General features: G+C 62.3%; 23 protein-coding genes. 5 read left to right on the forward strand and 18 right to left on the reverse strand.

Annotated features, from left to right (window positions below):
* From IM737_RS07850 to IM737_RS07935, 18 genes are all read right to left on the reverse strand, one after another.
* Positions 1-741, reverse strand: coding sequence for a FadR/GntR family transcriptional regulator (locus tag IM737_RS07850; RefSeq protein ID WP_236899363.1), 741 nt, complete (start codon positions 739-741; stop codon positions 1-3).
* Between the two features lie 3 nt (positions 742-744).
* On the reverse strand, positions 745-2,028 hold the full coding sequence (locus tag IM737_RS07855) for a TRAP transporter large permease (protein ID WP_236899364.1): 1,284 nt from the start codon (positions 2,026-2,028) through the stop codon (positions 745-747).
* A 5-nt stretch (positions 2,029-2,033) separates the two neighbouring features.
* Positions 2,034-2,561, reverse strand: coding sequence for a TRAP transporter small permease (locus tag IM737_RS07860; protein WP_236899365.1), 528 nt, complete (start codon positions 2,559-2,561; stop codon positions 2,034-2,036).
* Positions 2,562-2,820: 259 nt separating this feature from the next.
* On the reverse strand, positions 2,821-3,801 hold the full coding sequence (locus IM737_RS07865) for a TRAP transporter substrate-binding protein (RefSeq protein ID WP_236899366.1): 981 nt from the start codon (positions 3,799-3,801) through the stop codon (positions 2,821-2,823).
* A 302-nt stretch (positions 3,802-4,103) separates the two neighbouring features.
* On the reverse strand, positions 4,104-5,513 hold the full coding sequence (lpdA, locus tag IM737_RS07870; protein ID WP_236899367.1) for a dihydrolipoyl dehydrogenase: 1,410 nt from the start codon (positions 5,511-5,513) through the stop codon (positions 4,104-4,106).
* A 21-nt stretch (positions 5,514-5,534) separates the two neighbouring features.
* Positions 5,535-6,167, reverse strand: coding sequence for a LysE family transporter (locus tag IM737_RS07875; protein ID WP_236899368.1), 633 nt, complete (start codon positions 6,165-6,167; stop codon positions 5,535-5,537).
* A gap of 80 nt (positions 6,168-6,247) precedes the next feature.
* Complete coding sequence (locus IM737_RS07880) at positions 6,248-6,739, reverse strand: hypothetical protein (protein ID WP_236899369.1); 492 nt, start codon at positions 6,737-6,739, stop codon at positions 6,248-6,250.
* Between the two features lie 73 nt (positions 6,740-6,812).
* Complete coding sequence (locus IM737_RS07885) at positions 6,813-7,247, reverse strand: hypothetical protein (protein ID WP_236899370.1); 435 nt, start codon at positions 7,245-7,247, stop codon at positions 6,813-6,815.
* Between the two features lie 128 nt (positions 7,248-7,375).
* Positions 7,376-8,134 (reverse strand): SDR family oxidoreductase, encoded by a 759-nt coding sequence (locus IM737_RS07890; RefSeq protein ID WP_236899371.1) that lies wholly within the window; start codon positions 8,132-8,134, stop codon positions 7,376-7,378.
* A 96-nt stretch (positions 8,135-8,230) separates the two neighbouring features.
* Positions 8,231-9,544 carry a 2-oxoglutarate dehydrogenase complex dihydrolipoyllysine-residue succinyltransferase gene (odhB, locus tag IM737_RS07895; protein ID WP_236899372.1) on the reverse strand — a complete coding sequence of 438 codons (1,314 nt, stop codon included), beginning with the start codon at positions 9,542-9,544 and terminating at the stop codon, positions 8,231-8,233.
* A 12-nt stretch (positions 9,545-9,556) separates the two neighbouring features.
* Complete coding sequence (locus IM737_RS07900) at positions 9,557-12,559, reverse strand: 2-oxoglutarate dehydrogenase E1 component (RefSeq protein WP_236899373.1); 3,003 nt, start codon at positions 12,557-12,559, stop codon at positions 9,557-9,559.
* A gap of 231 nt (positions 12,560-12,790) precedes the next feature.
* Entirely contained in the window at positions 12,791-13,699 is a 909-nt protein-coding gene (gene sucD / locus IM737_RS07905) for a succinate--CoA ligase subunit alpha (protein ID WP_236899374.1), read from the reverse strand.
* A 68-nt stretch (positions 13,700-13,767) separates the two neighbouring features.
* Entirely contained in the window at positions 13,768-14,307 is a 540-nt protein-coding gene (locus IM737_RS07910) for a hypothetical protein (RefSeq protein WP_236899375.1), read from the reverse strand.
* A gap of 4 nt (positions 14,308-14,311) precedes the next feature.
* Positions 14,312-15,505, reverse strand: a complete 1,194-nt coding sequence (gene sucC, locus IM737_RS07915) for an ADP-forming succinate--CoA ligase subunit beta (protein WP_236899376.1) — start codon at positions 15,503-15,505, stop codon at positions 14,312-14,314.
* A 101-nt stretch (positions 15,506-15,606) separates the two neighbouring features.
* On the reverse strand, positions 15,607-16,569 hold the full coding sequence (gene mdh / locus IM737_RS07920; protein WP_236899377.1) for a malate dehydrogenase: 963 nt from the start codon (positions 16,567-16,569) through the stop codon (positions 15,607-15,609).
* Between the two features lie 139 nt (positions 16,570-16,708).
* The gene (gene zapE / locus IM737_RS07925; RefSeq protein WP_236899378.1) at positions 16,709-17,857 is read right to left on the reverse strand and encodes a cell division protein ZapE; all 1,149 of its coding nucleotides are present in this window, start codon (positions 17,855-17,857) and stop codon (positions 16,709-16,711) included.
* Positions 17,858-17,987: 130 nt separating this feature from the next.
* Positions 17,988-18,593 carry an AprI/Inh family metalloprotease inhibitor gene (locus IM737_RS07930; protein ID WP_236899379.1) on the reverse strand — a complete coding sequence of 202 codons (606 nt, stop codon included), beginning with the start codon at positions 18,591-18,593 and terminating at the stop codon, positions 17,988-17,990.
* A 121-nt stretch (positions 18,594-18,714) separates the two neighbouring features.
* Positions 18,715-18,948, reverse strand: a complete 234-nt coding sequence (locus tag IM737_RS07935; RefSeq protein WP_236899380.1) for a hypothetical protein — start codon at positions 18,946-18,948, stop codon at positions 18,715-18,717.
* Between the two features lie 194 nt (positions 18,949-19,142).
* Between IM737_RS07935 and IM737_RS07940 the strand changes: the two genes are divergently transcribed.
* From IM737_RS07940 to IM737_RS07960, 5 genes are all read left to right on the forward strand, one after another.
* Complete coding sequence (locus tag IM737_RS07940; protein WP_236899381.1) at positions 19,143-20,237, forward strand: microcin C ABC transporter permease YejB; 1,095 nt, start codon at positions 19,143-19,145, stop codon at positions 20,235-20,237.
* Positions 20,234-21,376, forward strand: a complete 1,143-nt coding sequence (locus tag IM737_RS07945; protein ID WP_236899382.1) for an ABC transporter permease — start codon at positions 20,234-20,236, stop codon at positions 21,374-21,376. The genes IM737_RS07940 and IM737_RS07945 overlap by 4 nt, the downstream gene beginning before the upstream one ends.
* Entirely contained in the window at positions 21,373-23,001 is a 1,629-nt protein-coding gene (locus IM737_RS07950) for an ABC transporter ATP-binding protein (protein WP_236899383.1), read from the forward strand. Before IM737_RS07945 ends, IM737_RS07950 begins: the two co-directional genes overlap by 4 nt.
* Before the next feature lie 46 nt (positions 23,002-23,047).
* Positions 23,048-24,898 (forward strand): extracellular solute-binding protein, encoded by a 1,851-nt coding sequence (locus IM737_RS07955; protein ID WP_236899384.1) that lies wholly within the window; start codon positions 23,048-23,050, stop codon positions 24,896-24,898.
* A gap of 61 nt (positions 24,899-24,959) precedes the next feature.
* On the forward strand, positions 24,960-25,658 hold the full coding sequence (locus tag IM737_RS07960; protein ID WP_236899385.1) for a DUF1223 domain-containing protein: 699 nt from the start codon (positions 24,960-24,962) through the stop codon (positions 25,656-25,658).
* Positions 25,659-25,676: the final 18 nt, after the last annotated feature.

A 25,676-nucleotide genomic window follows, 5' to 3' on the forward strand; every position in this document is an offset into this window, starting at 1 on the left:
CTAGTCCTGTTTGTTTTGTTCGCGCAGCCGCTGGCGGTAGCGCTCCTGGCTTAGCGAAAGGTGCTGTCGCATCGCCTCGCGCGCTGCATCGGCATCCTGCGCCGAAATGGCCCTGAGAATGGCCAGATGCTCTCTTTGCAGCCCGGCCTGATACTCATAGGTCAGCACGCTCTCGGTGCCCCAGGGCGAGGCCACGTCGCAGGGGATGGTCCGGCTGCCCAGCCCATCCAGCACCTCGATGTAAAACGGGTTGTTGGTCGCCGCCGCGATGGCACGGTGGAAGGCGAAATCTGTCTTGCCGGTCGGCGTCCCCAATTTCAGCAGCCGTTGAAAATCGTTCCACGCCTCCTGGATCGCCGCATCCTGACTGGCGCTGCGCCGCACCGCCGCCAGTCCCGCCGACTCGATCTCGATGCCCATGCGCACTTCGAGCACGTTGAGCGCCACCGATATCTTGTTCGAGCTCTCGGCCCCGATCGCATTGAACGGGCTCGCTGCATTGGCGACGATGAACACGCCCGCCCCCTGCCGCGACTGCACCAGCCCATCGGCCGCCAGCGCCGCGATCGCCTCGCGCACCACCGTCCGGCTGACGCCGAAAATGGTCGTCATCTGGCTCTCGGTCGGCAGTTTGCCGGTCTTGCCATATTCGCCCGCGCTGATGCGCTTCTTGAGCGTACCGATGACGAGATCGGCGAGCTTGGGTCGGCGGACCGCAACGCCACTTTCGTCTAGGCTCATGGTCTATCCCCTGAACAGCGCCGGCAGCCACAGCGACAGCGCCGGAATGTAGGTCACAAGGCCCAGCACAATCAGGCCTGCCAGGTAGAATGGCCAGATACTCTTCATCGCCTCCCACACCGTGATCTTGCCCACCGCCGCCGCAACGAACTGAACCGGCCCCAGTGGCGGGGTGTTCAGTCCGATTCCCAGATTGAGGATCATGATGACGCCGAAATGCACCGGATCGATACCGAACGACTTGGCGATGGGCAGGAAGATCGGCGTCGTGATGATGATCAGCGGCCCCATATCCATGAAGGTGCCCAGTAGGAGCAGCAGCACGTTGATCAGCAGCAGCACCACCAGCGGATCGCTGGAGATGGCCGCAATGCCATCGGTGAGGATGATCGCCACCTTGAGATAGGCCATCAGCCAACCGAACGACGCTGCTGCGCCGATGATGAACAGCACCATCGACGTGGTCCGCACGGCACCCAGCACCGAATGCACGAACTCGCTCCAGCTCAGCGAGCGATAGACGATCAGGGTCACCAGCAAGGCGTAGAACACGGCAATGCAGGAGCTTTCGGTGGCGGTGAAAATGCCCGACCGCACGCCGCCGAAGATAATGGCGATCAGCATCAGCCCGGGAATGGCAACCACTAGAAAATATCCGGCCTTGCGGAAACCGGGAAACGGCTCGGTCGGGTAGCCGCGCTTGATGGCCACGATGTAGGCGGTGATGCTCAGGGCCAGCGCCAGCAGCAGACCGGGAATGATGCCCGCCGTGAACAGGTCGGCGATGGAAATATTGCCGCCACCCGAGAGCGAGTAGATGATCATGTTATGGCTCGGCGGCAGGAGCAGCGCGATCAGCGCCGCCATCGACGTCACGTTGACCGCATAGTCGGCACCATAGCCGCGCGCCTTCATCTGCGGGATCATGATGCCGCCAACCGCCGCAGCCTCGGCCACGGCCGACCCGGAAATACCGCCGAACAGCGTCGATGCAGCAATATTGACCTGCCCCAGGCCGCCGCGCACATGCCCGATCAGCGAGCCCGCGAAGCGAATGATCCGCTCCGCAATGCCGCCGCGCATCATCAGGTCGCCAGCAAAGATGAAGAAGGGAATGGCCAGCAGGCTGAAGGCAGAGACACCCGAATTGAGCTGCTGGAACACCACAATGGCCGGGCGTCCCAGATAGACGATGGTGGCAAAACTGGCGATGCCCAGGCAGAAGGCGATCGGCGTGCCGATCACCATCAGCACCGTGAACACACCAAAGAGGATCCAGTATTCCATACGTCTCAGGCCTCGGTGATTGCAGGGTCGACTGCCACATCGTCAACCGGTTCGCCGGCCAGGCGCAGCAGAAAGCGCTCAAGCGCGAACAGGCACATCAGCGCGCCCGAAACCACGATGGGGAAGTACGTGAAGGACGTTGGCAGCCCCAGCACCGGAATGCGGGTCGACCAGTAGCGGATCGCCAGCTCGCCGCCATACCAGAGCATGCCGAACGCAAACGCGAAGACGATGACATCGCTGGTTCCGCGCAGCCAGGGCTTGGCGCTTGATGGCAGTACATAGAGCAGCACGTCAAAGCCCATGTGGAAATTCTCGCGCACACCCACAGCCGCGCCCAGGAAAATGAACCAGGTCATCAGCATGATCGCCCCGGCCTCGGTCCAAGACGGCGAGGCGTTGATCACGAAGCGCATGAAGACCTGGTAGGCAACGATGACGGTCATGGCCACGAGGCCTAGTCCGGCCAGCCACAGGATTGCATCGGAGAACTTTCCCAGCACACGGCTGATAGGCAGAAGCCAGGTTTTCATTTTGGAACCTTTCCCGTTGCTGCAGTCGACACCCTCCCCTCTGTGGGGCTTGAGAGCGGCCCCGTGGGGCAAAATCGCTCCGGTGGAGCGATTTTAGTGAGCAAGGCCATGAGAGCTGCGCTCGAATGGCTGGATCAAGGGTGGGGGTTGTTTGGCCGCAATATCGGGGCTCCCGTCACCGCCTCCCACCCTCCCCCTTCAAGGGGGAGGTGTCGTCCGGTGTGAGGGCGAGATTGGACCTCGCCCTCGCTTGTGCCAATCAGCCCTCAGTCGCCTGGATGCGCGCAACCAGGTCCTGAAGTGCAGGGTCGGTGACATACTTTTCGTAAACCGGCTTCATGGCTTCGATGAAGGGGGCCTTGTCGACCTCGTTGATCACCGCACCCAGCGCTTCCACAGCAGCCTTGGACTCGACTTCCTTGGCAGCCCACAGCTCGCGCTGCTTGGCCACCGATTCCGTGGCGGCCTCGCGGAACAGAGCCTGGTCTTCTGGCGTCAGGCCATCCCAGATGATCTTGGAGATCACCAGGACTTCCGGAACCATCAGGTGCTCGTCGAGCGAGTAGAACTTTGCAACTTCGGCGTGGCCGGCAGTGTCGTAGCTCGGATAGTTGTTCTCGGCACCGTCGATGACGCCGGTCTGGATACCCGAATAGACTTCGCCATAGGGCATCGGCGTGGCATTGCCGCCAAGCGCGGCGACCATGTCCACGAAGATGTCCGATCCCATGACGCGGAACTTCATGCCTTCCATATCCGCCATGGTGTTGATCGGCTTTTCGCTGTTGTAGAACGAGCGGGCACCGCCGTCGTAGAAGGCCAGTGCGATCACGTCCACGGCGTCGAATGCCGCCAGGATTTCTTCGCCGATCGGGCCATCGAGCACGGCATGGAAGTGGTCAGCCGAACGGAAGATATAGGGCAGCTGGGTCACGGTAGCGGCGGGCACCTGGGTGCCGAAGGCGCCGATCGAAATGCGGTTGAGGTCGAGCACACCGAACTGCGTCTGTTCGATCGTGTCGGCTTCCTGGCCGAGCTGGGCCGAATGGAACACTTCCACCGAATAGCGGCCGTCCGTCTTCTCGCTCAGCAGCTCGCCAAAATACTTGACGGCTTCGACAGTCGGATAGCCGTCCGGATGCGTGTCCGACGAACGCAGCACCGTCTGGGCGCTGGCAGTCGAAACCATCAGCGTTGCGACGACGAGCGCCGACGCTGCCAGTTTAGGCAGATGAAACATGGTGTCCTCCAAAATGTCTGGTGACATCGACCCGGCCCGTCCTCCGCGCCGTCTCGATCGATGCCGTTCTATGCGGCACAAGGCTCCCCACCCTGCCGCTCAAGCCCGCCAGCGTCCGAAATGGACACCAGCCATGCTTGGTGTTGAAACTGGTATGGAAGACAGGGTGACAAGTCAACATACAAACATTCGCATGTTGTATGATGACTTTTCGAGCACTCCTACTCCTACGGCGCTTCCGTTGGTCCAAACAAAAAGGGCCCCCGCCACAGCAGGAGCCTCCGAAAAAATTCTCAGCACGATCAGATATGGATCGCGCCATCGCCCAACGACAAAGCCGCCTCACGCACCGCCTCCGACAGCGTCGGATGCGCATGCGTCGACCGTGCTAGGTCCTCGGCAGCGCCCGAGAATTCCATCAGCACGACCAGCTCATGGATCATCTCACCGGCATTCTTACCGACGATATGGGCACCCAGCACCCGGTCAGTCTCGACATCGGCGAGGATCTTGACGAAGCCCTGCGTTGCCAGCATCGCCTTGGCGCGGCCATTGGCGGTGAAGGGGAACTTGCCGATCTTGTAGTCGATGCCTTCAGCCTTGAGCTCGTCCTCGGTCTTGCCGACCGAAGCGATTTCCGGATTGGTATAAACCACCGCCGGAATGGCCGCATAATTCACATGCCCGGCCTGGCCGTTGAGGATTTCGGCGACCGCAATGCCCTCGTCCTCGGCCTTGTGCGCCAGCATCGGCCCGGCGATCACGTCGCCGATCGCATAGATGCCATCCACCGAGCTCTTGTAGTGCTGGTCGACGCGCACCCGGCCGCGCTCATCCAGCGCCACGCCGACGATGTCGAGCCCCAGGCCCTCGGTGTAGGGCTTGCGGCCGATTGCCACCAGCGCCACGTCGGCATCGAGGATTTCCATATCTCCGCCCTTGGCCGGCTCAACCCGCACCTTGAGCGAGCCATCGTCCTGCTTGTCGATACCGGCGACCTTGCTCGACAGCTTGAACTCCATGCCCTGCTTCTGCAGCATGCGCTGGAACTGCCGCGCCACTTCGCTATCCATGCCGGGGAGAATCCGGTCGAGATACTCGACGACAGTCACTTGGCTGCCCAGCCGTGCCCAGACCGAACCCAGCTCGAGCCCGATCACGCCGGCACCAATCACCAGCAGGCGGGCCGGCACCTTGTCGAGGTTCAGCGCCCCGGTCGAGGTGACGATGCGCTTCTCGTCGATCTCGATGCCCGGCAGACCGGCCGAAACCGACCCGGTGGCGATGACGATATTCTTGGTCTCAACCTCGGTGGCCGCACCCGTGGTCGGCGTCACCAGCACCTTGCCCGGCGCGGTAATGGTGCCGATGCCGCGCAGCGTCGTGATCTTGTTTTTCTTGAACAGGTAATCCACGCCGCCGACATTGGCCGCCACCGTCTCGGTCTTGTGGTTCATCATCTGCGGCAAGTTCAGCACGGGCTTGGGAATATCGATGCCCAGCGCCTTGAAGCCATGCCCGGCTTCCTCGAACAGTTCGGAGGCGTGCAGCAGTGCCTTCGATGGGATGCAGCCGATATTGAGGCAGGTGCCGCCCAGCGTTGGCCACTTCTCGACCACGGCGACCTTCATGCCGAGCTGCGCCGCGCGGATCGCTGCAACATATCCTCCCGGGCCCGAGCCGATGATGGTGAGGTCGAACGCGTCTGCCATGATGGAAAGCCCCGAAACTTGTTAGTGCTGCTGCGCCAGTGCCACACGCACGGCCAGCACGATGAAGGTAATGCCGGTGACACGATTAAACCACCGGCCGAAGCGGAAAAAGCCTTGCCGCACCGAAGCTGTCGTAAAGAAGATCGACACCAATGCGAACCAGGCAAAAAGCATGATGCTCATGCACGCCACATAAAACACCTTGATGTCGCCGCCTGTATGCGCCGAGACCAGTGTGGTGAACAGCGCCAGGAAGAACAGCACGGCCTTGGGATTGAGCAGGTTGGTGAGGAAGCCCAGCGCAAACGCCGCGAAATCGCCGCGCCGAGCCGAAGCCAGATCGCCCTCTGCAGGCGGCGTCGGCGCCGGGCTGCGCAGGGCCGAGATGGCCAGCCAGACAAGATAGGCCGCACCGACCCACTTGATGATGTTGAACAGCATCAGCGACTGCCCGACGATCACCCCGATGCCCAGCAGTGTATAGCTGCCATGGACCAGGATCGATGTCGCTATGCCCGCCGACGTAAACAGCGCCGCCCGCCGCCCATGGGCGATCGACTGTCGCAGCACCATGGCGAAATCGGCACCGGGAATAACCGCATTGATGCCGAAGGCCAGCATCAGCGCCGCAAACTCAAGCCAGGGGAATTCCATGGACGCGTCCACCTTCACGGAGTCATTCCCGCGCAGGCGGGAATCTCTGTTTAGCGGAGTATCCGGCGCGGCGAAACAGCTCAGTCGCAGCCGGTCAGCGTGAACACGTCGCCCGCATCCATATCCGCTTCGAACTCCGCCCCGCGATACATCGAATACCACAGGCTCATCGCCAGTTGCGGCAGGATGACCTGATCTGGCGCCTTGGCGCCGCGCGCATCGTCGAACCAGTCGACCTTGCCGCCATAGTTCCCATACGCGGCGGGGCTGCTGCCTTCGGTGATGAATGTGCAGGTCTCGGTACTGTCCTCCGAGCACGGACCCTCGATCGACCACAGCGGCGAGCCAAATCCGTTTGGCCGATGCACCGCACCCTCGAGCGTCACGCCAGAATTGGGCAGTTCGATAATGAAAGCGGTCGTCTGATTAGGCGCCGAGAACCTTGGAACCGGCTTGAAGCTCAGCCACCACGCCGCCTGATCATGCTCGTAACGCGCATTTGTGATCGTACACTCAGCGCCGACCGCCGCCGCCGGCAACATCACAGCGATCATCATAAGAATGCGGATCATCTTTTCCCCCTCGCGCACAACGCCCGTAGGCTAACCGCAACAGAGGATGAGGCAACCCATAGGCAGGGGGTATCTATTGCGCAGCAATGTCCTGCGCCCGGTCCAAAGCATCAGGCAGCTGTTTGTCGATATCGAGCGCACCGCTATCAACCTGTTCCAGAAACGCCCGGCAGAACGTCTCCTTGTCCGGCGCCTGGTTGTAGGCGCTCATTATCTGCGTGCCACCATAGGTCTCGGCGGCTGCGATCTCCTCCGGCGTGCCACCACCCAGCCGCAGCGCCACGCGGTCCGCCAGATCGAGAAAGCCGATATTGCGCAGGTACCAGTTGTCATTGGCTGTCTGATAGGCCGTGTCCAGCCCGGTCGTCTCGTAGCAATGCGTCGTCATCGCCGAAACGATCGCCTTCGAACCGTGAAAGGCCATCAGCTCGCCCACCAGTTCCGGATCGACATCCTGCGCCATCGCGGGCGACGCAAGGAACAAGGCAAGGACCAACATTCTCTTCAACAATAGGCTCCAGACGACATCGCGAACGAAGCCCCTTCATAGCGGCTCAACGTCCTACCAAATCCTTAATCACGTCGACTGCTGCACAGCAACGTGAAGGCGGAGGCGCTAAACCCACAATGCGGTGATCACGGGGCAATACCGCGGCCGCCGGTCACATTGATCACCGAGCCGGTCGTATAGCTCGCCTCGTCCGACAGAAGCCACAGGATCGCCCGCGCAACCTCCTCCGCCGTGCCGGCTCGCGGGATCGGTACACTCGGCGCCATCTCCGCCGCCCGGCCTGGAATGCCGCCCGAAGCATGGATCTCGGTATCGATGATCCCTGGCCGCACGCCGTTCACCCGAATACCCTCGCCCGCCACCTCCAGCGCCAGCCCAACCGTAAAACTATCCACGGCCCCCTTGGCGGCCGCATAATCCACGTAATTGCCTGGCGCCCCGAGCTTGGCCGCAGCCGAGGTCACGTTGACGATACCGCCACCTTTGCCGCCATGCTTTGTCGACATCCGCTTCACTGCCCGCCCCGAGCACAGGATCGTGCCCAGTGTGTTGATTGCAAACATCCGCGTCAGCCGTGCCGCGTCAAAGTCCTCCACGCGCGCCGCCAAATCAACCACGCCGGCATTGTTGACCAGCCCAGCTAGTGTCCCCATCCGATCCGCCGCCGCAAAGATGTGGTCGATATCGGCCTCGCTGGACACATCGCCCCGCACCGCCACCGCTACTCCGCCGGTCGCATGAATACGCGCGCACACCGCTTCGGCAGCCGCAACATTGGCCGTGTAGTTCACAACCACGCCATAGCCGCGCTCCGCCGCCAGCATGGCTGTCGCCGCGCCAATCCCGCGCGAACCACCGGTGACGATCACAACCCTGTCGGACATCGCTTCCTCCATTTTTCGGACAGTCTAGAACCAGACCGCCAAAAACAAAAAGGGCGCGGTCGCCCGCGCCCTTTTCAAATCTATATCTGTCGATCCCTAGAGATCGAGCACCAGCCGCTCCGGCGCCTCGAGGCTTTCCTTGACGCGCACGAGGAAGGTCACGGCTTCCTTGCCGTCCACGATGCGGTGATCGTAGCTCAGGGCCAGATACATCATCGGGCGGATCACGATCTGCCCGGCGACCACAACCGGCCGCTCCTGGATCTTGTGCATGCCCAGAATGCCCGACTGCGGGGCATTGAGGATCGGCGTCGACATCAGCGAGCCGTAAACACCACCATTGGAGATGGTGAAGGTACCGCCCTGCATGTCGGCCATCGAGAGCTGGCCGTCACGGGCCTTCTTGCCCATGGCATTGATGCCCTTTTCGATCTCGGCAATCGACATCTGGTCGGCATTGCGGATCACCGGGACGACGAGGCCCTTGTCGGTCCCAACCGCCACGCCGATATGGGCGTACTGCTTGTAGACCAGGTCATCGCCATCGATCTCGGCATTGATCGACGGGATTTCCTTGAGCGCGTGCACCACGGCCTTGGTGAAGAAGCCCATGAAGCCCAGCTTCACGCCATGCTTCTTCTCGAAGAGCTCCTTGTACTGGGTCCGCAGGTCCATCACCGGCTGCATATCCACCTCGTTGAAGGTGGTCAGCATCGCGGCAGTGTTCTGCGCATCCTTGAGACGGCGAGCGATGGTCTGGCGCAGCCGGGTCATCTTGACCCGTTCCTCGCGGCTGGCATCGTCGGCCGAAACCGGCGCGCGTGGCGTAGCAGCAGCCTTCGGCGCTTCGACCTTGGCAGCGGGTGCGGCAGCCGGAGCGGCCTGAGCCACAGCCGGTGCCTCGGCAACAGCCGGAGCGGCGGGAGCGGCGGCCGGCTTGGCCAGCGTCGACAGCACGTCTTCCTTGAGCACCTGGCCGCGCTTGCCAGAACCATCGATATCGGCGCCGTTGAGGCCGTTCTCGTTGATCAGCTTCTGCGCCGACGGCGCTGGCGACATGCTGGTCGGCACAGCCGGCTTCACCGGCTCGGGGCCGGCAGCATTGGCGGCAGGCACTTCGGCCTTGGCCGGGGTTGGTGCAGCTTCGGCCGGCTTGGGCGTTACAACTGCCCCTGCACCACCGATGGCGCCGAGCAGCGCACCCACATCCACGGTCTCGCCCGGCTGGGCGGCAATGGCTTCGAGCACGCCGGCAGCCGGCGCTGGCACTTCGATGGTCACCTTGTCGGTTTCGAGCTCGACAATGGGCTCATCGGCGTTGACGGTATCGCCAACCTTCTTGAACCATTGCCCGATCGTAGCTTCGGTGACGCTTTCGCCCAGCGTCGGCACGCGGATTTCAGTCGACATTTTTTTGTCCTTCTAGCTGCCGAGCGCTTCGTCGAGGAAGGCTTGCAATTGGGCAAGGTGGGTCCGCATCAGACCCGTAGCGGTGGAAGCGGAAGCCGGGCGGCCGGTGTAGCGGACGCGCTGGCCGTTACGACCCATCTGGTCGAATACCCATTCAACATAGGGCTGAATGAAGGCCCAGGCACCCATATTCTTGGGTTCTTCCTGGCACCAGATGATCTCGGCATTCTTGAAGCGGCTCAACTCGTCCAGCAGCGCCTTGGCCGGGAACGGATAAAGCTGCTCGATGCGCAAGAGATAGACATCGTTGATGCCCTTCTTCTCGCGATCTTCGAGCAGGTCATAATAGACCTTGCCCGTGCAGAGCACGACGCGACGGATCTTATCGTCCGCGGCGAGCTTGACCGTGGTCTTGGGCGCGCCGGGCGCCTCGGCATCGTCCCACAGGAGACGATGGAAGCAGGAATCCGGACCCATTTCGACCAGCCCAGAGGTGGCCCGCTTGTGGCGCAGCAACGACTTGGGCGTCATCAGGATCAGCGGCTTGCGGAAGTCGCGGGTCACCTGGCGGCGCAGGGCGTGGAAGTAGTTGGCTGGCGTCGTGCAGTTGGCGACCTGCATATTGTCTTCCGCACACAGCTGCAGGAAGCGCTCGGGACGCGCGGAGGAGTGCTCCGGACCCTGCCCTTCATAGCCATGCGGCAACAGCATCACGAGGCCCGACATGCGGAACCACTTGCGCTCGCCCGAGGAGATGAACTGGTCGATGACGACCTGCGCACCGTTCACGAAGTCGCCGAACTGCGCCTCCCAGATGGTCAGCGCCTTCGGTTCGGCCAGCGAGTAGCCATACTCGAAGCCCAGCACAGCCTCTTCCGAGAGCATCGAGTTGATGACCTCGTAGCGGCTCTGGTCGTCGCTCAGGTTGTTGAGCGGCGTGTAGCTCTTGTTGTCGACAAGCTGGTCATTGAGCACCGAATGGCGCTGGCTGAATGTGCCGCGTTCGACGTCCTGGCCGCTGAGGCGCACTGGATGTCCCTCGGTGACCAGCGTGCCGAATGCCAGCGCTTCCGCCGTTGCCCAGTCGATGCCTTCGCCGGATTCGATCGCTGCCAGGCGGTTGTCCATGAAGCGCTTGACCGTCTTGTGGACGTTGAAGCCTTCCGGCACATAGCTCAGCTGCTGGCCAAGCTTGGCCAGCGTGTCGATGGCCACACCGGTTTCGCCGCGGCGCGGACCTTCCTGGTCGGCGGGGCGGAAATCCTTCCACATGCCATCGAGCCAGTCGGCCTTGTTCGGACGATAGTCCTGCCCGGCCTCGAACTCGGCTTCCAGCTTGGCGCGCCAGTCTGCCTTCATCTTGTCGATTTCGGCTGCGGTCAGGTGACCCTGCTCGATCAGCTTGTCCGAATAGATTTCCAGCGTCGACTTGTGCGCGCGGATCTTGGAATACATCAGCGGCTGGGTGAAGCTGGGCTCGTCGCCTTCGTTGTGCCCGAAGCGGCGATAGCAGAACATGTCGATAACGACAGGCTTGCCGAACTTCTGGCGATACTCGACCGCGACCTTGGACGCGAACACCACAGCTTCCGGGTCATCCCCGTTCACATGCAGCACCGGCGCCTCGATCATCTTGGCGACATCGGTCGGATAGGGAGACGAGCGCGAATACATCGGGCTCGTGGTGAAGCCGATCTGGTTGTTGATCACGAAGTGGATCGAACCACCCGTACGGTGACCCTTGAGACCCGACAGACCCAGACATTCGGCGATCACGCCCTGCCCGGCAAAAGCCGCATCGCCATGGATCAGCAGCGGCAACACCATCGAGCGGTCCGGCTTGCCATCCGTCGCGATGTTGACCAGCTTGCCGTCTGGCGAAATGTGCTGGTCCTGCTTGGCGCGCGCCTTGCCCAGCACCACCGGATCGACGATCTCGAGATGCGATGGGTTCGCCGTCAGCGACAGATGGACCTTGTTGCCATCGAACTCGCGGTCGCTGGAAGCACCCAGATGGTACTTCACGTCGCCCGAGCCCTCGACATCGTCAGGGTAGAACGCGCCGCCCTTGAACTCATGGAACAGGGCGCGATGCGGCTTCTGCATCACCTGCGTCAGCACGTTGAGACGACCGCGATGGGCCATACCCAACACGATGTCCTTGATACCAAGGGCACCGCCGCGCTTGATGATCTGCTCGAGCGCCGGAATGGTCGATTCACCGCCATCGAGACCGAAGCGCTTAGTGCCGGTATACTTGACGTCGATGAACTTCTCGAAGCCCTCGGCCTCGATCAGCTTGCTCAGGATGGCCTTCTTGCCTTCCTTGGTGAAGGTGATTTCCTTGTCCGGACCTTCGATGCGTTCCTGAATCCACTGCTTGGCTTCGGGATCGGAGATATGCATGAACTCGATGCCAACAGTGCCGCAATAGGTGCGCTGCAGGATCGCCAGCATCTCCGGCAGGGTCGCGTATTCGAGTCCCAGATAGTTATCGATGAAGATCTTGCGGCTGTAATCAGCCTCGGTGAAGCCGTAGCTCTTGGGATCGAGCTCCGGCGCCGGCTCGTCGGCCTTCATCTTCAGCGGATCGAGATCGGCGTGAAGGTGCCCGCGCATGCGATAGGCACGGATCATCATGATGGCGCGGATCGAGTCGCGCGTCGCCTGCAGCACATCGGCTACGGAGGACTTGGCGACACCCAGTGCCTCGGCCCTCTTGGCCACGGCCTTTTCAGTCTTGATGGCGATTTCGCCCCAGTTGCCATCAAGGGCACTGACCAGTTCGCCATTGGCGCTCTGCGGCCAGTCCTTGCGACCCCAGCTTGGGCCGTCGGCATTCTGCTGGGCGACACCATCGGTATCGTCCAGCTTGCCGAAATAGCTCTGCCAGGTCTCGTCGACGCTGGAAGGGTCGGTCTTGTAGCGGGAATAGAGTTGTTCGATGTAGTCGGCGTTCCCACCATAGAGGAACGAGGTCAGCAAGAACGTGTCGTTCTTTTCCTGTCGTGTCATCGCTTTTCGTCGCGAGGCCCACGCCCCGCCATCCTTCTCAACAACCGGCTTAGTGCCGGTCCATGCGGTCCCTAAGTTTCGATCGGATACTGACCGCTTATCCTTAGTATCCTGTTAACTGTTGCGGCCCCTGAGCAGGGCCGCGGCTCAAATTCACGTCCACCCGCCGCAGACGCAGTACGGCGTAGCACCGTTCTGTGTCTGAAGCGCGACCGACTTTCGACTATAACTTCAGCCCTTGAGGACTTCCGCCAGCGTCCTGCCGATCCGCGCCGGCGACTTCGACACGCGGATACCCGCAGCCTCCATCGCCGCAATCTTGTCTTCGGCACCGCCCTTACCGCCCGAAATTACGGCGCCAGCATGGCCCATCGTGCGACCGGCCGGAGCCGTCAACCCGGCGATGAAGCCAGCCATCGGCTTCTTGCGGCCGCGCTTGGCTTCGTCGATCAGGAACTGGGCTGCATCTTCCTCGGCCGAACCACCGATTTCGCCGATCATGATGATCGACTTGGTGGCTTCGTCGGCCAGGAACATTTCGAGCATGTCAATGAACTCGGTGCCCTTGACCGGGTCGCCACCGATACCGACGGCAGTGGTCTGGCCGAGGCCTTCATTGGTGGTCTGGAACACTGCCTCATAGGTAAGCGTGCCCGAGCGCGAAACAATGCCCACTGAGCCCTTCGAGAAGATCGAACCCGGCATGATGCCGATCTTGCATTCTTCCGGCGTCAGCACGCCCGGGCAGTTCGGCCCGATCAACCGCGACTTCGACTTGTCGAGCTTGGCTTTGACCCTGACCATGTCCAGCACCGGCACACCTTCGGTGATGCAGACGATCAGCGGAATTTCCGCATCGATCGCTTCCTCGATGGCAGCAGCTGCACCCGGAGGCGGCACATAGATCACCGATGCATTGGCGCCGGTGCGCTCCTTGCCTTCGGCGACCGTGGCGAATACCGGCAGCGATGCCGAGCCGTCGACACCCGACGTCCAGGTTTCGCCGGCCTTCTTGGGGTTCACGCCGCCCACCATCTTGGTGCCGTAATAGGCTAGCGCCTGTTCGGTGTGGAACGTACCGGTCTTGCCGGTCAGGCCCTGTACGAGAACCTTGGTGTCTTTGTTGACAAGGATCGACATCTATTTCTCTTTCGTCGTTGGGCGCTCAGCGCCGTCTTCGCCCGCCGAAGCGGGGCGGCGTTGCAGGTCTACTCGGTCGAAGCAGGCTTCGGCGTGATAATTGTGAGCTGCACCACGAAGCTCTCGGCGCTCCAGTGGGTCAGCAGCATGCGGTTGGTATCGTCGTCGGCGCCGACCAGGCTGGCAAAGCTGCCCTCGCTGATCATCTGCGTCTGGCCTTCGTAACGGTCCAGATTCTGGATGGCCTGGATGACCACACTACCGTCATTGCCCTGCGGCTCCAGCACGTCCATGCGGCAATAGCCGAGCGTGTGCGTCGGATAGTCCTCGAACAGTACGAAGATTTCCGCCGACCCGATTCCGGCCAATTCCTTGCTGGCGCTATAAGTCTGGACATAGGGGCTTTCGCCCGTCCCCTCATACGCGTCCCAGCCCTTGGCGATTGCATCGTCGACCGCCAGAACGTCGCCCTTGGCGAATTCCTCGCAGAGTTCGACGACTTCGACGCCGACATCGAGGGACATGGCAGTGCCCTTGGTCTTGCCCTGCGCCACGACCGGCGTGACGCTGAGGGCAAGCGCGGCGATGACGGCGAGGCCGGCGCGCACCGGACTAGCCCTGGACCGCCTTGACGATCTTCTGGGCGGCGTCGTCGAGATCGTCGGCCGAGATCACGTTGAGGCCCGAGCTTTCGAGGATCGCCTTGCCCTCTTTCACATTGGTGCCTTCGAGACGAACCACCAGCGGCACCTGCAACCCGACTTCCTTGACCGCGGCGATCACGCCTTCGGCGATGACGTCGCAGCGCATGATGCCGCCGAAGATGTTGACCAGGATGCCCTTCACCGCCGGATCGGCCGTGATGATCTTGAACGCCGCCGTCACCTTCTCCTTGGAGGCGCCGCCGCCAACGTCGAGGAAGTTCGCCGGCTCGGCGCCATAGAGCTTGATGATGTCCATGGTCGACATGGCCAAGCCTGCGCCATTGACCATGCAGCCGATATTGCCGTCGAGCGCCACATAGGCGAGGTCGAACTTGGAGGCCTCGATTTCCTTGGCGTCTTCCTCGGAAAGGTCACGCAGCGGCTTCAGCTCTTCGTGGCGGAACGCCGCGTTGTTGTCGAAGCTCACCTTGGCATCGAGCACGCGCAGGTGACCGTCGGTCATCACGATCAGCGGGTTCACTTCCAACAGGCTCATGTCGGTATCGGTGAACGCCTTGTAGAGGATCGGGAACAGCTTGGCCGCATCGGCCTTGGCATCACCCTCAAGCTTCAGTGCCGTCACGATCTCGGCAATGTTGGCCTCGGTCACGCCAGTCATCGGATCGATATCGACAGCGATGATCTTCTCGGGCGTGTCATGCGCCACCGCTTCGATATCCATGCCGCCTTCGGTCGAGATCACGAACGACACCCGACCAGTGCCACGATCGACCAGCAGCGAGGTATAGAGCTCGCGGGCGATGTCGGCGCCGTCTTCGATATAGAGGCGATTGACCTGCTTGCCGGCTTCGCCGGTCTGCTTGGTCACCAGCGTATTGCCCAGCATTTCCTTGGAGAATGCAACGACGTCGTCGATGGTCTTGGCCAGGCGCACGCCGCCCTTGGCATCGGGCCCGAGCTCCTTGAACTTGCCCTTGCCACGCCCGCCGGCATGGATCTGGCTCTTGACCACATAGAGCGGCCCCGGCAGCGACTTGGCGGCCGCCTCGGCTTCATCCGCCGAAAAGATCGCCACGCCGGCAGCGACGGGCGCGCCGTAGGACTTCAGCAGCTCTTTGGCCTGGTGTTCATGGATGTTCATTCGTTAGTCCCCTTGCATGGGCAGGACGCCGGCGGATGATCGCAACGCAGCGTCGGACGAGAAACGGCAATCCCCGCCGCAGCGGGGATCGCGAGATGGGATCAGGCCAGCTTGGGCGCGATCTTCTTGCAGGCCTCGATCAGGCCCTCGACGGCGCCGACCGACTTGTCGAACGCCTTCTGCTCGGCCGAGTTCAGCGAGATTTCGACGATCTTCTCGGCGCCACCGGCGCCGATCACGACCGGCACACCGACATAGGTGCCTTTGACGCCGTATTCGCCGTTCAGATAAGCAGCCGACGGCAGCACGCGCTTCTTGTCCTTGAGATAGCTCTCAGCCATCGCGATGGCCGAAGCGGCCGGGGCGTAGAAGGCCGAACCGGTCTTCAGCAGACCGACGATCTCGGCGCCACCGTCACGGGTGCGCTGGATGATGGCGTCGAGCCGATCCTTGCTGAGCCAGCCGGACTTGACCAGGTCGGTCAGCGGAATGCCGGCAACGGTCGAATAGCGCGCCAGCGGCACCATGGTGTCACCATGGCCGCCCAGCACGAAGGCGTTGACGTCTTCGACCGACACGCCCAGCTCTTCGGCGATGAAGTGGATGAAGCGAGAGCTGTCCAGCACGCCGGCCATGCCGATCACCTTGTTGGTGGGCAGGCCGGAGAACTTCTGCAGCGCCCAGACCATGGCATCGAGCGGGTTGGTGATACAGATGACGAAAGCCTTGGGTGCGTACTTGGCAATGCCTGCACCCACCTGCTCCATCACTTTAAGGTTGATTTCGAGCAGGTCGTCACGGCTCATGCCGGGCTTGCGCGGCACACCGGCGGTGACGATCACCACGTCGGCGTCCTTGATGTCCTTGTACTCGCTGGTACCCTTCATCACGGCATCGAAGCCCTGCGATGGAGCGGACTGCGCGATGTCGAGCGCCTTACCGGGGCCTACGCCTTCGACAACGTCGAACAGGACGACATCGCCCAGCTCTTTCTGTGCCGCCAGCAGCGCCAGCGTTCCACCGATCTGACCCGAGCCAATAAGAGCGATCTTCTTGCGCGCCATTCGTCCTCATCCCGCCACTGCGTTGAATTGGCGCACCTCTTAACCCTACCCGCCATGGGGGGCAAGTGAACCCTTCGTCTAAACGGGAAATAGAGCCTTGCCGATGGGCGATGGGGTAATGCCCGATAAGCATGTGTCTTTAGCCGGCAACCTCGCTCGGCGCATCCCTAAGCCCCTTGGCCAGGTACTCCTCCGACTGCATCTCGATCAGCCGTGACACCGTTCGCTGGAACTCGAACGCAGTCCTGTCGTCCTTGCCCAATTGCTCCAGCGGCACAACAAAGCTTGCCCCCAGTTTCACGCCGCGGTCGTAGAGGTTGTCGATCAGCAGGATAAACCGCTTTGCTGCATCGGACTTCTGTCGGTCCATTTGCGGCACATCATCGATGATGACGGAATCGAACTGGTGGGAAATCCGCACGAAGTCGCGCGAACCCAGCGGCTTCTCGCACAGGTCGGGAAAGGCAAACCGCGCCGCGCCCATCGCCATCAGTGGCACAGGAATCTGCCGGCCGATGCTCTCGACGATCCCAGGCAGGCCCGCCACGCCACCGGTGATCCGTAGCCACAGGCGATCCATTTCCGCCCGAACCTCCGGACCGGTCCCAAATGCATAGACATGCTGCCCGGCAAATTTCATCCGCCGATAGTCACGCGCCGCCGGCAGGGACGCGACCGTCACATGCTCTTTGAGCAGGGCAATGAAGGGCAGGAACAGCTGCCTGTTGAGACCGTCCTTGTAGAGTTCGTCAGGCACGACATTGGATGTCGCCACCAGCGTCACGCCATGCGCGAAGAGCTTCTCGAACAGCCGATAGAGCAACATGGCATTGGTGATGTCATGCACGTGGAATTCGTCGAGGCACAGCAGCCGCAGCCCAGACTTGACGATCGGCCGCACCACGGCCTCGACCGGATCGGCATCCTTGCCCTTCACGCTCTTGCGGAACGCGGCCATCCCGGCATGCATCTCGTCCATGAACTCGTGAAAATGCACCCGTCGCTTCTGCTTGATCGGTACACCGGCAAAGAACAGGTCCATCAGCATGGTCTTGCCGCGCCCGACCTCGCCATGCAGGTAAAGCCCTCGCACCGGCTCAGGCTTGTCGAACAGCTTGCTCAGAAAGCCCTTCGGCTGCTCGGCGGAAACGCCGGCCAGCACATCATCGAGCAGCCCCGCAGCCTCAAGCTGCGCCGGGTCAGCGATGAGCACGCCTTGATCCGCCAGCTCCGCATATGCGTTGCTGACGGGGCCGGTATGTGTTGTGAAGGACGTGACGGTATTCATGCGGCTGCCATACCACGAAGTCATTCCCGCGAAAGCGGGAACCTCCGTTACCTGGCCTCAAACAGGGGTTCCCGCTTTCGCGGGAATGACCCGGTGAAACGAAATGCCCCGGTGGGACCGGGGCATTCGATTACCTTGCCATGGAGATGGCCTGTCCGCCACCCATGGTGCCGATATAGCGGCCGCCACTCGGAGCGAGGAACGCAGCGATATTGCCGTTGTCATCATAGAGCTGCAGCTGGCTGCCGACCTGTTGCCAGCCGGTAACGGCGGCGAGGCCAGGCACGGCACAGCCAGGGGCCGAGGCGCGATAGTAGCTGGTGCCCGTCTTGGCAGTCATGGGCAGGTTGAGGCGGCACTGCGATGCGCCGGCAACCACGTTCCACACGCCTTCCGGACCGGTGCCAACAGCGGCCGTCGGCGAGTTCAGCGCAACGATTGAGGGATTGGTACCAGGCGCAACGCCCGCCGTAGTGATGGTCGGCTGCACGCTACCGGCGGGCACGCCGCCGAGAACGGGCTGACCAGAAAGGCCTGGTGCCGGCGTACCGGTCGCGCCGATGGCGGGCAGTGTGCCCTGCTGCACAGTCGAGTTCTGCACGGGCTGCAACTGCGCCGGCTGGCCGATCGTATTGAGGTTGGCCGTATTCGACCCGGTCGACGAACAGGCCGTCACGACCAGCGCGATGGCTGCAATTCCCGCAGCGGACAACGATCCGCGCATCCAAACCGTCATTGGTTCGCTCCTGCCCGAAGGCTTAACAAAGGTTAACAGGTTGGCTGGCTTATAGCCAAAGCCTGCTCTGCGTACAACCGCCCGTGCCGCATGAAAGCCAACACCTATTATTGTGGCGGTTTTACGGGTCGGAGGCCGCCATTTCCTTCAACAGTTCGCGGGCCAGAACGGTTGCATCGCCGGCCTCTTCGTCCGGAACCCGCACCGGCACGCCATCGGGCACGAACAGATTCGGCATGCCCGGCAGTCCGCCATCGCTTTGTTCCAGCGGATGAAACCCATAGGCCCGCAGCGCCACAACCAGCGCCCGCGCCATGGATGGGTTCTCGACATGCGCGATAGTCTGGTAGGTCATGGAAGTCTCCGCTACGGCGCAAACCTGAACGCACCCCTTCGTACCTGCAAGCAAAAACGCCGTGTGACACCCCGCTTGCAAAGACGTCGTCAAAATGTTGCAGTCCGCGCTAGCCTGTTTCACCGCATGGTGATTTGCGGCCAAACGCGGCGGGGCGCTTACCTTGCCGGATAACCTGCCTGCCCGGAGTGCCGATGGGCGCCTATATACTTCGCCGCCTGCTGCTGATGATCCCGACCGTTTTCGGCATCATGGCCATTTCGTTCATCATCACCCAGTTTGCCCCCGGCGGGCCTGTGGAACAGATGATGGCCCAGCTCAGCGGCCAAAACCAGTCGATGGCCGAGCGCATTACCGGCAGCGAAGCCGGAGACTTCGCCGGCCAGCCGGGCCAGGGCAATAAATCCGGGTATCGTGGCAGCCAGGGCCTGTCGCCCGAACTGGTCGCCCGCATCGAGAAGCAGTTCGGCTTCGACAAGCCGCCGCTCGAACGATTCGGCATGATGCTGTGGAACTACCTGCGCTTCGATTTCGGCGACAGCTACTACCGCGACATCTCGGTCATCGACCTGATCAAGGAGAAGATGCCCGTCTCTATCTCGCTGGGCCTGTGGATGACGCTGATCGCCTATGGCATCTCCATCCCCCTGGGCATCCGCAAGGCGGTCACCGACGGCTCCCGCTTCGACGTCTGGACCTCAACCGTGGTCATCGTCGGCTATGCGGTTCCCGGCTTCCTCATTGCTATCGCGCTGATTGTGCTGTTCGCTGGCGGCAGCTTCTGGTCGATCTTCCCACTACGCGGGTTGACCTCGCCCGGCTTCGACAGCTTCCCTTGGTGGCGGCAGATCATCGACTATTTCTGGCATCTGGCATTGCCCATCATCGCCATGGGCCTGGGCGCCTTCGCCACCACGACTTTGCTCACCAAAAACTCGTTCATCGACGAGATCGGCAAGCAGTATGTCACCACCGCCCGCGCCAAGGGGCTGACCGAAAACCAGATCCTCTACCGCCACGTCTTTCGCAACGCCATGATGCTGATCATCGCCAGCTTCCCAGGCGCCTTCGTCGCCGCCTTCTTCGGCGGCTCGCTGCTGATCGAGACCATCTTCTCGCTCGATGGCCTGGGTCTGCTCGGCTTTGAGGCCGTCACCAGCCGCGACTATCCGGTGGTCTTTGCCACGCTCTACATCTTCAGCCTGCTCGGCCTCGTCATCGCGCTGGTATCGGACCTCGCCTATATGTGGGTCGATCCGCGACTCGATTTCGAAAGCCGCGAAGTATGACCGACCTCGCGCAACAGGCCGCCGCCATCGATGCACCCCGACGCCGGCTGCTCAGTCCGCTCAACCGCCGCCGCTGGGACAATTTCCGCAACAACCGCCGCGGTTGGTGGTCGCTGTGGATATTCCTCGCCATCTTCACGCTCACGCTAGGCTCCGAATTCATCGCCAACGACCGCCCCATCGTGGTGTCGTACAAGGGCGAGATCCTGTTCCCGGCCTTCGTCAATTACCCGGAATCCAAGTTCGGCGGCTTCCTCGGCACCACCAACTACCGCGACAGCTTCATCGGCGACGAAATCGCCGCCAATGGCTGGGCCGTCTGGCCGCTGGTCCGCTTCAGCTACAACACCGTCGACGGCTACCAGCCCGGCTCCGGCGCCCTGCCCCCAACCTGGCTGCTCAGCCGCGACGAGGCCTGCGCCCGTTACCCACTGCAGGCCGAAGACCCCAATTGCAACTGGAGCAATTACCACTGGCTCGGCACCGACGGCGAAGCCCATGACGTGCTGTCCCGCCTGCTCTACGGCATGCGCATCTCGGTGCTGTTTGGTTTCACCCTGACCATCCTGTCATCAGTGATCGGCCTCGTCGCCGGCGCCGTGCAGGGCTATTTCGGCGGCTGGGTCGACCTCATCTTCCAGCGCCTCATCGAAATCTGGACCTCGGTGCCCGCCCTCTACCTGCTGCTGATCATCTCGTCGGTGATCGCCCCCAGCTTCTGGGTGCTGCTGGGCATATTGCTGCTCTTCTCCTGGGTCTCGCTGGTCGGCATCGTGCGCGCCGAATTCCTGCGCGGCCGCAATTTCGAGTACATCGCCGCCGCCCGCGCCCTTGGCGTCTCCAACGCCACCATCATGTGGCGGCACCTGCTGCCCAACGCCATGGTGGCCACCCTCACCTTCATGCCCTTCATCCTCTCAGGCTCCGTCGTCACCCTCACCTCGCTCGACCTCCTTGGCCTTGGCCTCGAAGTCGGCACGCCGTCGCTGGGCGACCTGCTGTTCCAGGGCAAGGAAAACCTCCAGGCCCCCTGGCTCGGCCTCACCGGCTTCTTCGCCATCGCCATCATCATGACACTGCTGGTGTTTGTCGGCGAAGGCGTGCGCGACGCCTTCGATCCCCGCAAGGCGATCGCATGACCACCCCGCTCCTCTCCATCCGCCACCTCGCCATTCGCTTCGGCGCCAACCCAGCGACGTCTGGCGTGTCGTTCGATATCGCGCCGGGCGAAACCGTCGCCCTCGTGGGCGAGAGCGGGTCGGGCAAGTCGGTCACGGCTCTCTCCGTGCTCAAGCTCCTGCCACCTGCCGCGCAGCTCTCCGGCCAAATCCTGTTCAAGGGCAAGGACCTCCTTACCGTCCCGCCCGCCGAGTTGCGTGCCACCCGTGGCAACGACATCTCCATGATCTTCCAGGAGCCGATGAGCTCGCTCAATCCGGTCCACACCATTGAGCGCCAGATCGGCGAGGTTCTCGCCATCCATCGCGGCCTGCGCGCTACCGCTGCCCGCAAGCGGACGATCGAATTGCTCGATGCCGTCGGCATTCCTGACCCGGAAAGCCGCCTCAAGTCCTTCCCGCACCAGCTCTCCGGCGGCCAGCGCCAGCGCGTCATGATCGCCATGGCCCTGGCCAACGAGCCCGATTTATTGATCGCCGACGAACCCACCACCGCCCTCGATGTCACCGTCCAGGCGCAAATCCTCACCCTGCTCAAGAGCCTGCAGCAGCGTCTCGGCATGGCCATGCTGTTCATCACCCACGATCTGGGCATCGTCAAAAAGATCGCCGACCGCGTCTGCGTCATGACCAAGGGCGAGATCGTCGAGACCGGCCCCGTCGCCCCGCTCTTCGCCAATCCGCAGCACGCCTATACCAGGCACCTGCTCGCCGCCGAGCCGCGCGGCACGCCACCGGCCTCCGATGGGACGGCACCCAGCATCGTCGATGTCGCCGACCTCAAGGTCTGGTTCCCCATCAAGCGCGGCATCCTGCGCAGCACGGTGGGACACATCAAGGCTGTCGATGGCGTCGATCTCTCGATCCGTCGTGGCGAAACCCTGGGTGTCGTCGGCGAAAGCGGCTCGGGAAAATCCACCCTCGGCTTCGCCTTGCTCCGCCTGATCCCGTCTGATGGCCGCATCGTCGTACTCGGCAACGAGATTCAGAACCGCTCCTGGAAGGCCATGCGGCCTTTGCGCGCCGATATGCAGATCGTGTTCCAGGACCCGTTCGGCTCGCTCAGCCCACGCCTGTCAGTCGATGCCATCATCGGCGAGGGGCTGGCCGTCCACATGCCGCGTCTCAGCGCGGACGAGCGCGATGCCCGCGTCGTCCAGTCTCTGCGCGAAGTTGGCCTGCCGCCCGAAACGCGCTTCCGCTATCCGCACGAATTCTCCGGCGGCCAACGCCAGCGTATCGCCATCGCCCGCGCCATGGTGCTCGAGCCCAAATTCGTGGTGCTCGACGAACCCACATCCTCGCTGGATGTCTCCATCCAGGCCCAGGTGGTCGACCTCCTGCGCGACCTGCAGCAGCGGCATGGTCTCACCTACCTGTTCATCAGTCATGACTTGAAAGTCGTCCGCGCCTTGGCCAACCAGCTCATCGTCATGCGCAACGGCAAGATCGTCGAGCATGGACCTGCCGCCGACATCTTCGCTGCGCCGCAATCGGACTATACTCGAGCGCTCATGGCCGCCGCGTTCGATGTTGCCGTCATCGGCCCGCAAAGTCTTGATCCGGCGCCCCCTGTCGCACCCTGATATTTCCGCCTAGTCTCGTCACAAATCTGTAGTGTGGAGCCGCCCGATGAAGTTCGCCCCCCTCCTGGCCCTCGGCTTGCTGCTTGGCCTCGCCGTCCCGGCTTTGGCCCAGACCCAGACCGGCGTCTGGAGCCACGCCTTCTCGACCAATGGCGACCTGCCCAAATATCCCGCCGACTACACCCACTTCGACTATGTCAACGTCGACGCCCCCAAGACCGGCATCGTTCGCATGGGCGATATGGGCGGCTTTGATACCTTCAACCCCATCCTGCCCAAGGGCGAGGGGGCGGGCGGTCTGGGCCTCGTCTACGAGACGCTGATGATACCCTCGCAGGACGAGGTGAACACCTATTACGGCCTCCTCGCCAAGGAACTGATGATCGCGCCGGACTATGGCGCCGTTACCTTCCGCATCGATCCTGCCGCCAAATGGCACGATGGCGAACCGGTCACGGCAGAGGACGTGGTCTGGTCGTTCGAAAAGAGCATCGAGCTCAATCCGAACATGGCGCAATACTACGCCAATATCACCAAGGCCGAAGTCACCGCGCCCGGTGAGGTGACCTTCACCTTCGACGTCACCGACAACCGCGAACTGCCGCTGATCCTGGGCCAGTTGATGGTGTTGCCCAAGCATTGGTGGGAGGGCACGGACGCCGATGGCAAGCAGCGCAACATCGCCGAATCCACCCTCGAGGCACCTATGGGTTCAGGCCCCTACGAGCTTGAAAGCTTCGAGGCCGGCCAGACTATCACCTACAAGCGCGACCCCGACTACTGGGGCATCAACCAACCGACCCGCGTCGGCACCAACAATTTCGAGGAATACCAGATCGAGTATTTCCTCGACCTGACCGTGATGTTCGAGGCCTTCAAGGGCGATCAGTTCGACTGGTGGACCGAGAACCAAGCTCGTCGCTGGGCCACCGCCTATGATTTCCCAGCCGTCACCCAGGGCCGCGTCATCAAGGAGATGTTCCCGCAGGATTACGCCGACAACGGTCTGATGATGGCCTTTGTCCCTAATCTCCGCCGCGAGAAATTCCAGGACGAGCGCGTCCGCGAGGCCCTCAACTATGCCTTCGACTTTGAAGAGCTGAGCAACACGCTGTTCTTCAACCAGTATGAGCGCATCGACAGCTACTTCTTCGGCCTGCCCTTCCGCTCCACCGGCCTGCCGCAGGGCGAAGAGCTGGAAATCCTCAATTCCGTCAAGGATCTGCTGCCGCCGTCGGTGTTCACCGAGCCCTATACCAATCCGGTCAGTGGCGATCCGGGCAAGCTGCGCGAAAACCTGCGCAAGGCCCTGACCCTTTTCAACGAGGCCGGCTACACCCTCGACGGCACCCGCCTCGTCGATGCCAATGGCAACCAGTTCAGCTTCGAAATCCTGCTCAATGGCCCCACCATAGAGCCCGTGGCGCAGAACCTCGTCACCAACCTCGCCCAGATCGGCGTGGCGGTAACGATACGCTCGGTCGACAGCCCGCAATATATCAACCGAGCCCGCTCGTTCGACTTTGACGTGATCTATAGCGGCTGGGGCCAGTCCTTCTCCCCCGGCAACGAGCAGCGCTACTTCTTTGGCTCATCCACCGCCAACGAAGAGGGCTCGCAGAACTATGCCGGTATCGCCGATCCCGGCGTCGACGCGCTCATCGAAAAGCTGATCAACGCCGACGACCGCGCCACGCAGGAGGCCACCGTCATGGCCCTCGACCGCGTGCTGCTGCACCACCACTACGTGGTCCCCAGCTATACCCTGCGCAATTCCCGCATCGCCCGCTGGGACCGCTTCAGCCACCCCGATCCCCTGCCCGAATTCGGCTCGGCGTTCCCGACGATCTGGTGGTGGGACGAGGCGAAGGCGGCAAAGACAGGCGGCGTGCAGTAACCTTTCGCCACACCGAACGAATAGCTCCCCGGATGCAGCCACGCACCGGGGAGTTTTTTTCATGTCACGCACCGCGACAGTTCTGGCCGGATTTATCCTCGTAGCGTCAACCGGCGGCATCATATCCGCGACGGCGGAACAACGCTCGCCTGTCGTGGTCGAACTCTTCACCAGCCAGGGCTGTTCCTCCTGCCCGCCAGCCAATGCCAATCTCATCACGCTCAGCCAGCGGCCTGACGTGCTGGTGCTGAGCTTCGCAGTGACCTATTGGGATCGCCTGGGCTGGAAGGATACGTTCGGCAAACCGGAATTCACCGAGCGACAAGTCATCTACGAACCGGCCCTTGAGCAGTTCGGACCCTACACCCCACAGATGGTGGTCAACGGCAGCACGACCGCCGTCGGCAACCGTCTCGAAGACGTCGAAGCCCTCATCGCCAGCGCCGCGCCTTTGCCCGGTCCGGCGCTCGACCTGGGAACCGCCATCCTCTCCATCGCAGCCGGCAACGCCCCGGCGTCAGGCGCAGATATCTGGCGCGTCACCTATGACCCCCGCACGGTTGAAGTCCCGATCGGCCGCGGCGAGAATACAGGACGGACTCTGGCCCATACCCACGTCGTACATGCGCTGGAAAATCTGGGAAACTGGACCGGGACCGCGTTGGATCTCCCGGTATTGCCGGTGCCGAACGGGTTCAAGACGGCAATCCTGGTGCAGGAAAGGAACGGCGGCCCGATCCTGGCAGCGGTGACGAACTGAGTGGCAATGGCGAGCAGC

Source organism: Devosia sp. SL43 (assembly GCF_021729885.1).
In the GTDB taxonomy this organism is placed as follows: domain Bacteria; phylum Pseudomonadota; class Alphaproteobacteria; order Rhizobiales; family Devosiaceae; genus Devosia.

Excerpts from the sequence above, each read along its gene's own strand:
- IM737_RS07850 (WP_236899363.1), bottom strand. The coding sequence starts at position 741 with ATGAGCCTAGACGAAAGTGGCGTTGCGGTCCGCCGACCCAAGCTCGCC.
- IM737_RS07855 (WP_236899364.1), bottom strand. The coding sequence starts at position 2,028 with ATGGAATACTGGATCCTCTTTGGTGTGTTCACGGTGCTGATGGTGATC.
- IM737_RS07860 (WP_236899365.1), bottom strand. The coding sequence starts at position 2,561 with ATGAAAACCTGGCTTCTGCCTATCAGCCGTGTGCTGGGAAAGTTCTCC.
- IM737_RS07865 (WP_236899366.1), bottom strand. The coding sequence starts at position 3,801 with ATGTTTCATCTGCCTAAACTGGCAGCGTCGGCGCTCGTCGTCGCAACG.
- lpdA (WP_236899367.1), bottom strand. The coding sequence starts at position 5,513 with ATGGCAGACGCGTTCGACCTCACCATCATCGGCTCGGGCCCGGGAGGA.
- IM737_RS07875 (WP_236899368.1), bottom strand. The coding sequence starts at position 6,167 with ATGGAATTCCCCTGGCTTGAGTTTGCGGCGCTGATGCTGGCCTTCGGC.
- IM737_RS07880 (WP_236899369.1), bottom strand. The coding sequence starts at position 6,739 with ATGATCCGCATTCTTATGATGATCGCTGTGATGTTGCCGGCGGCGGCG.
- IM737_RS07890 (WP_236899371.1), bottom strand. The coding sequence starts at position 8,134 with ATGTCCGACAGGGTTGTGATCGTCACCGGTGGTTCGCGCGGGATTGGC.
- odhB (WP_236899372.1), bottom strand. The coding sequence starts at position 9,544 with ATGTCGACTGAAATCCGCGTGCCGACGCTGGGCGAAAGCGTCACCGAA.
- IM737_RS07900 (WP_236899373.1), bottom strand. The coding sequence starts at position 12,559 with ATGACACGACAGGAAAAGAACGACACGTTCTTGCTGACCTCGTTCCTC.
- sucD (WP_236899374.1), bottom strand. The coding sequence starts at position 13,699 with ATGTCGATCCTTGTCAACAAAGACACCAAGGTTCTCGTACAGGGCCTG.
- sucC (WP_236899376.1), bottom strand. The coding sequence starts at position 15,505 with ATGAACATCCATGAACACCAGGCCAAAGAGCTGCTGAAGTCCTACGGC.
- mdh (WP_236899377.1), bottom strand. The coding sequence starts at position 16,569 with ATGGCGCGCAAGAAGATCGCTCTTATTGGCTCGGGTCAGATCGGTGGA.
- zapE (WP_236899378.1), bottom strand. The coding sequence starts at position 17,857 with ATGAATACCGTCACGTCCTTCACAACACATACCGGCCCCGTCAGCAAC.
- IM737_RS07930 (WP_236899379.1), bottom strand. The coding sequence starts at position 18,593 with ATGACGGTTTGGATGCGCGGATCGTTGTCCGCTGCGGGAATTGCAGCC.
- IM737_RS07935 (WP_236899380.1), bottom strand. The coding sequence starts at position 18,948 with ATGACCTACCAGACTATCGCGCATGTCGAGAACCCATCCATGGCGCGG.
- IM737_RS07940 (WP_236899381.1), top strand. The coding sequence starts at position 19,143 with ATGGGCGCCTATATACTTCGCCGCCTGCTGCTGATGATCCCGACCGTT.
- IM737_RS07945 (WP_236899382.1), top strand. The coding sequence starts at position 20,234 with ATGACCGACCTCGCGCAACAGGCCGCCGCCATCGATGCACCCCGACGC.
- IM737_RS07950 (WP_236899383.1), top strand. The coding sequence starts at position 21,373 with ATGACCACCCCGCTCCTCTCCATCCGCCACCTCGCCATTCGCTTCGGC.
- IM737_RS07955 (WP_236899384.1), top strand. The coding sequence starts at position 23,048 with ATGAAGTTCGCCCCCCTCCTGGCCCTCGGCTTGCTGCTTGGCCTCGCC.
- IM737_RS07960 (WP_236899385.1), top strand. The coding sequence starts at position 24,960 with ATGTCACGCACCGCGACAGTTCTGGCCGGATTTATCCTCGTAGCGTCA.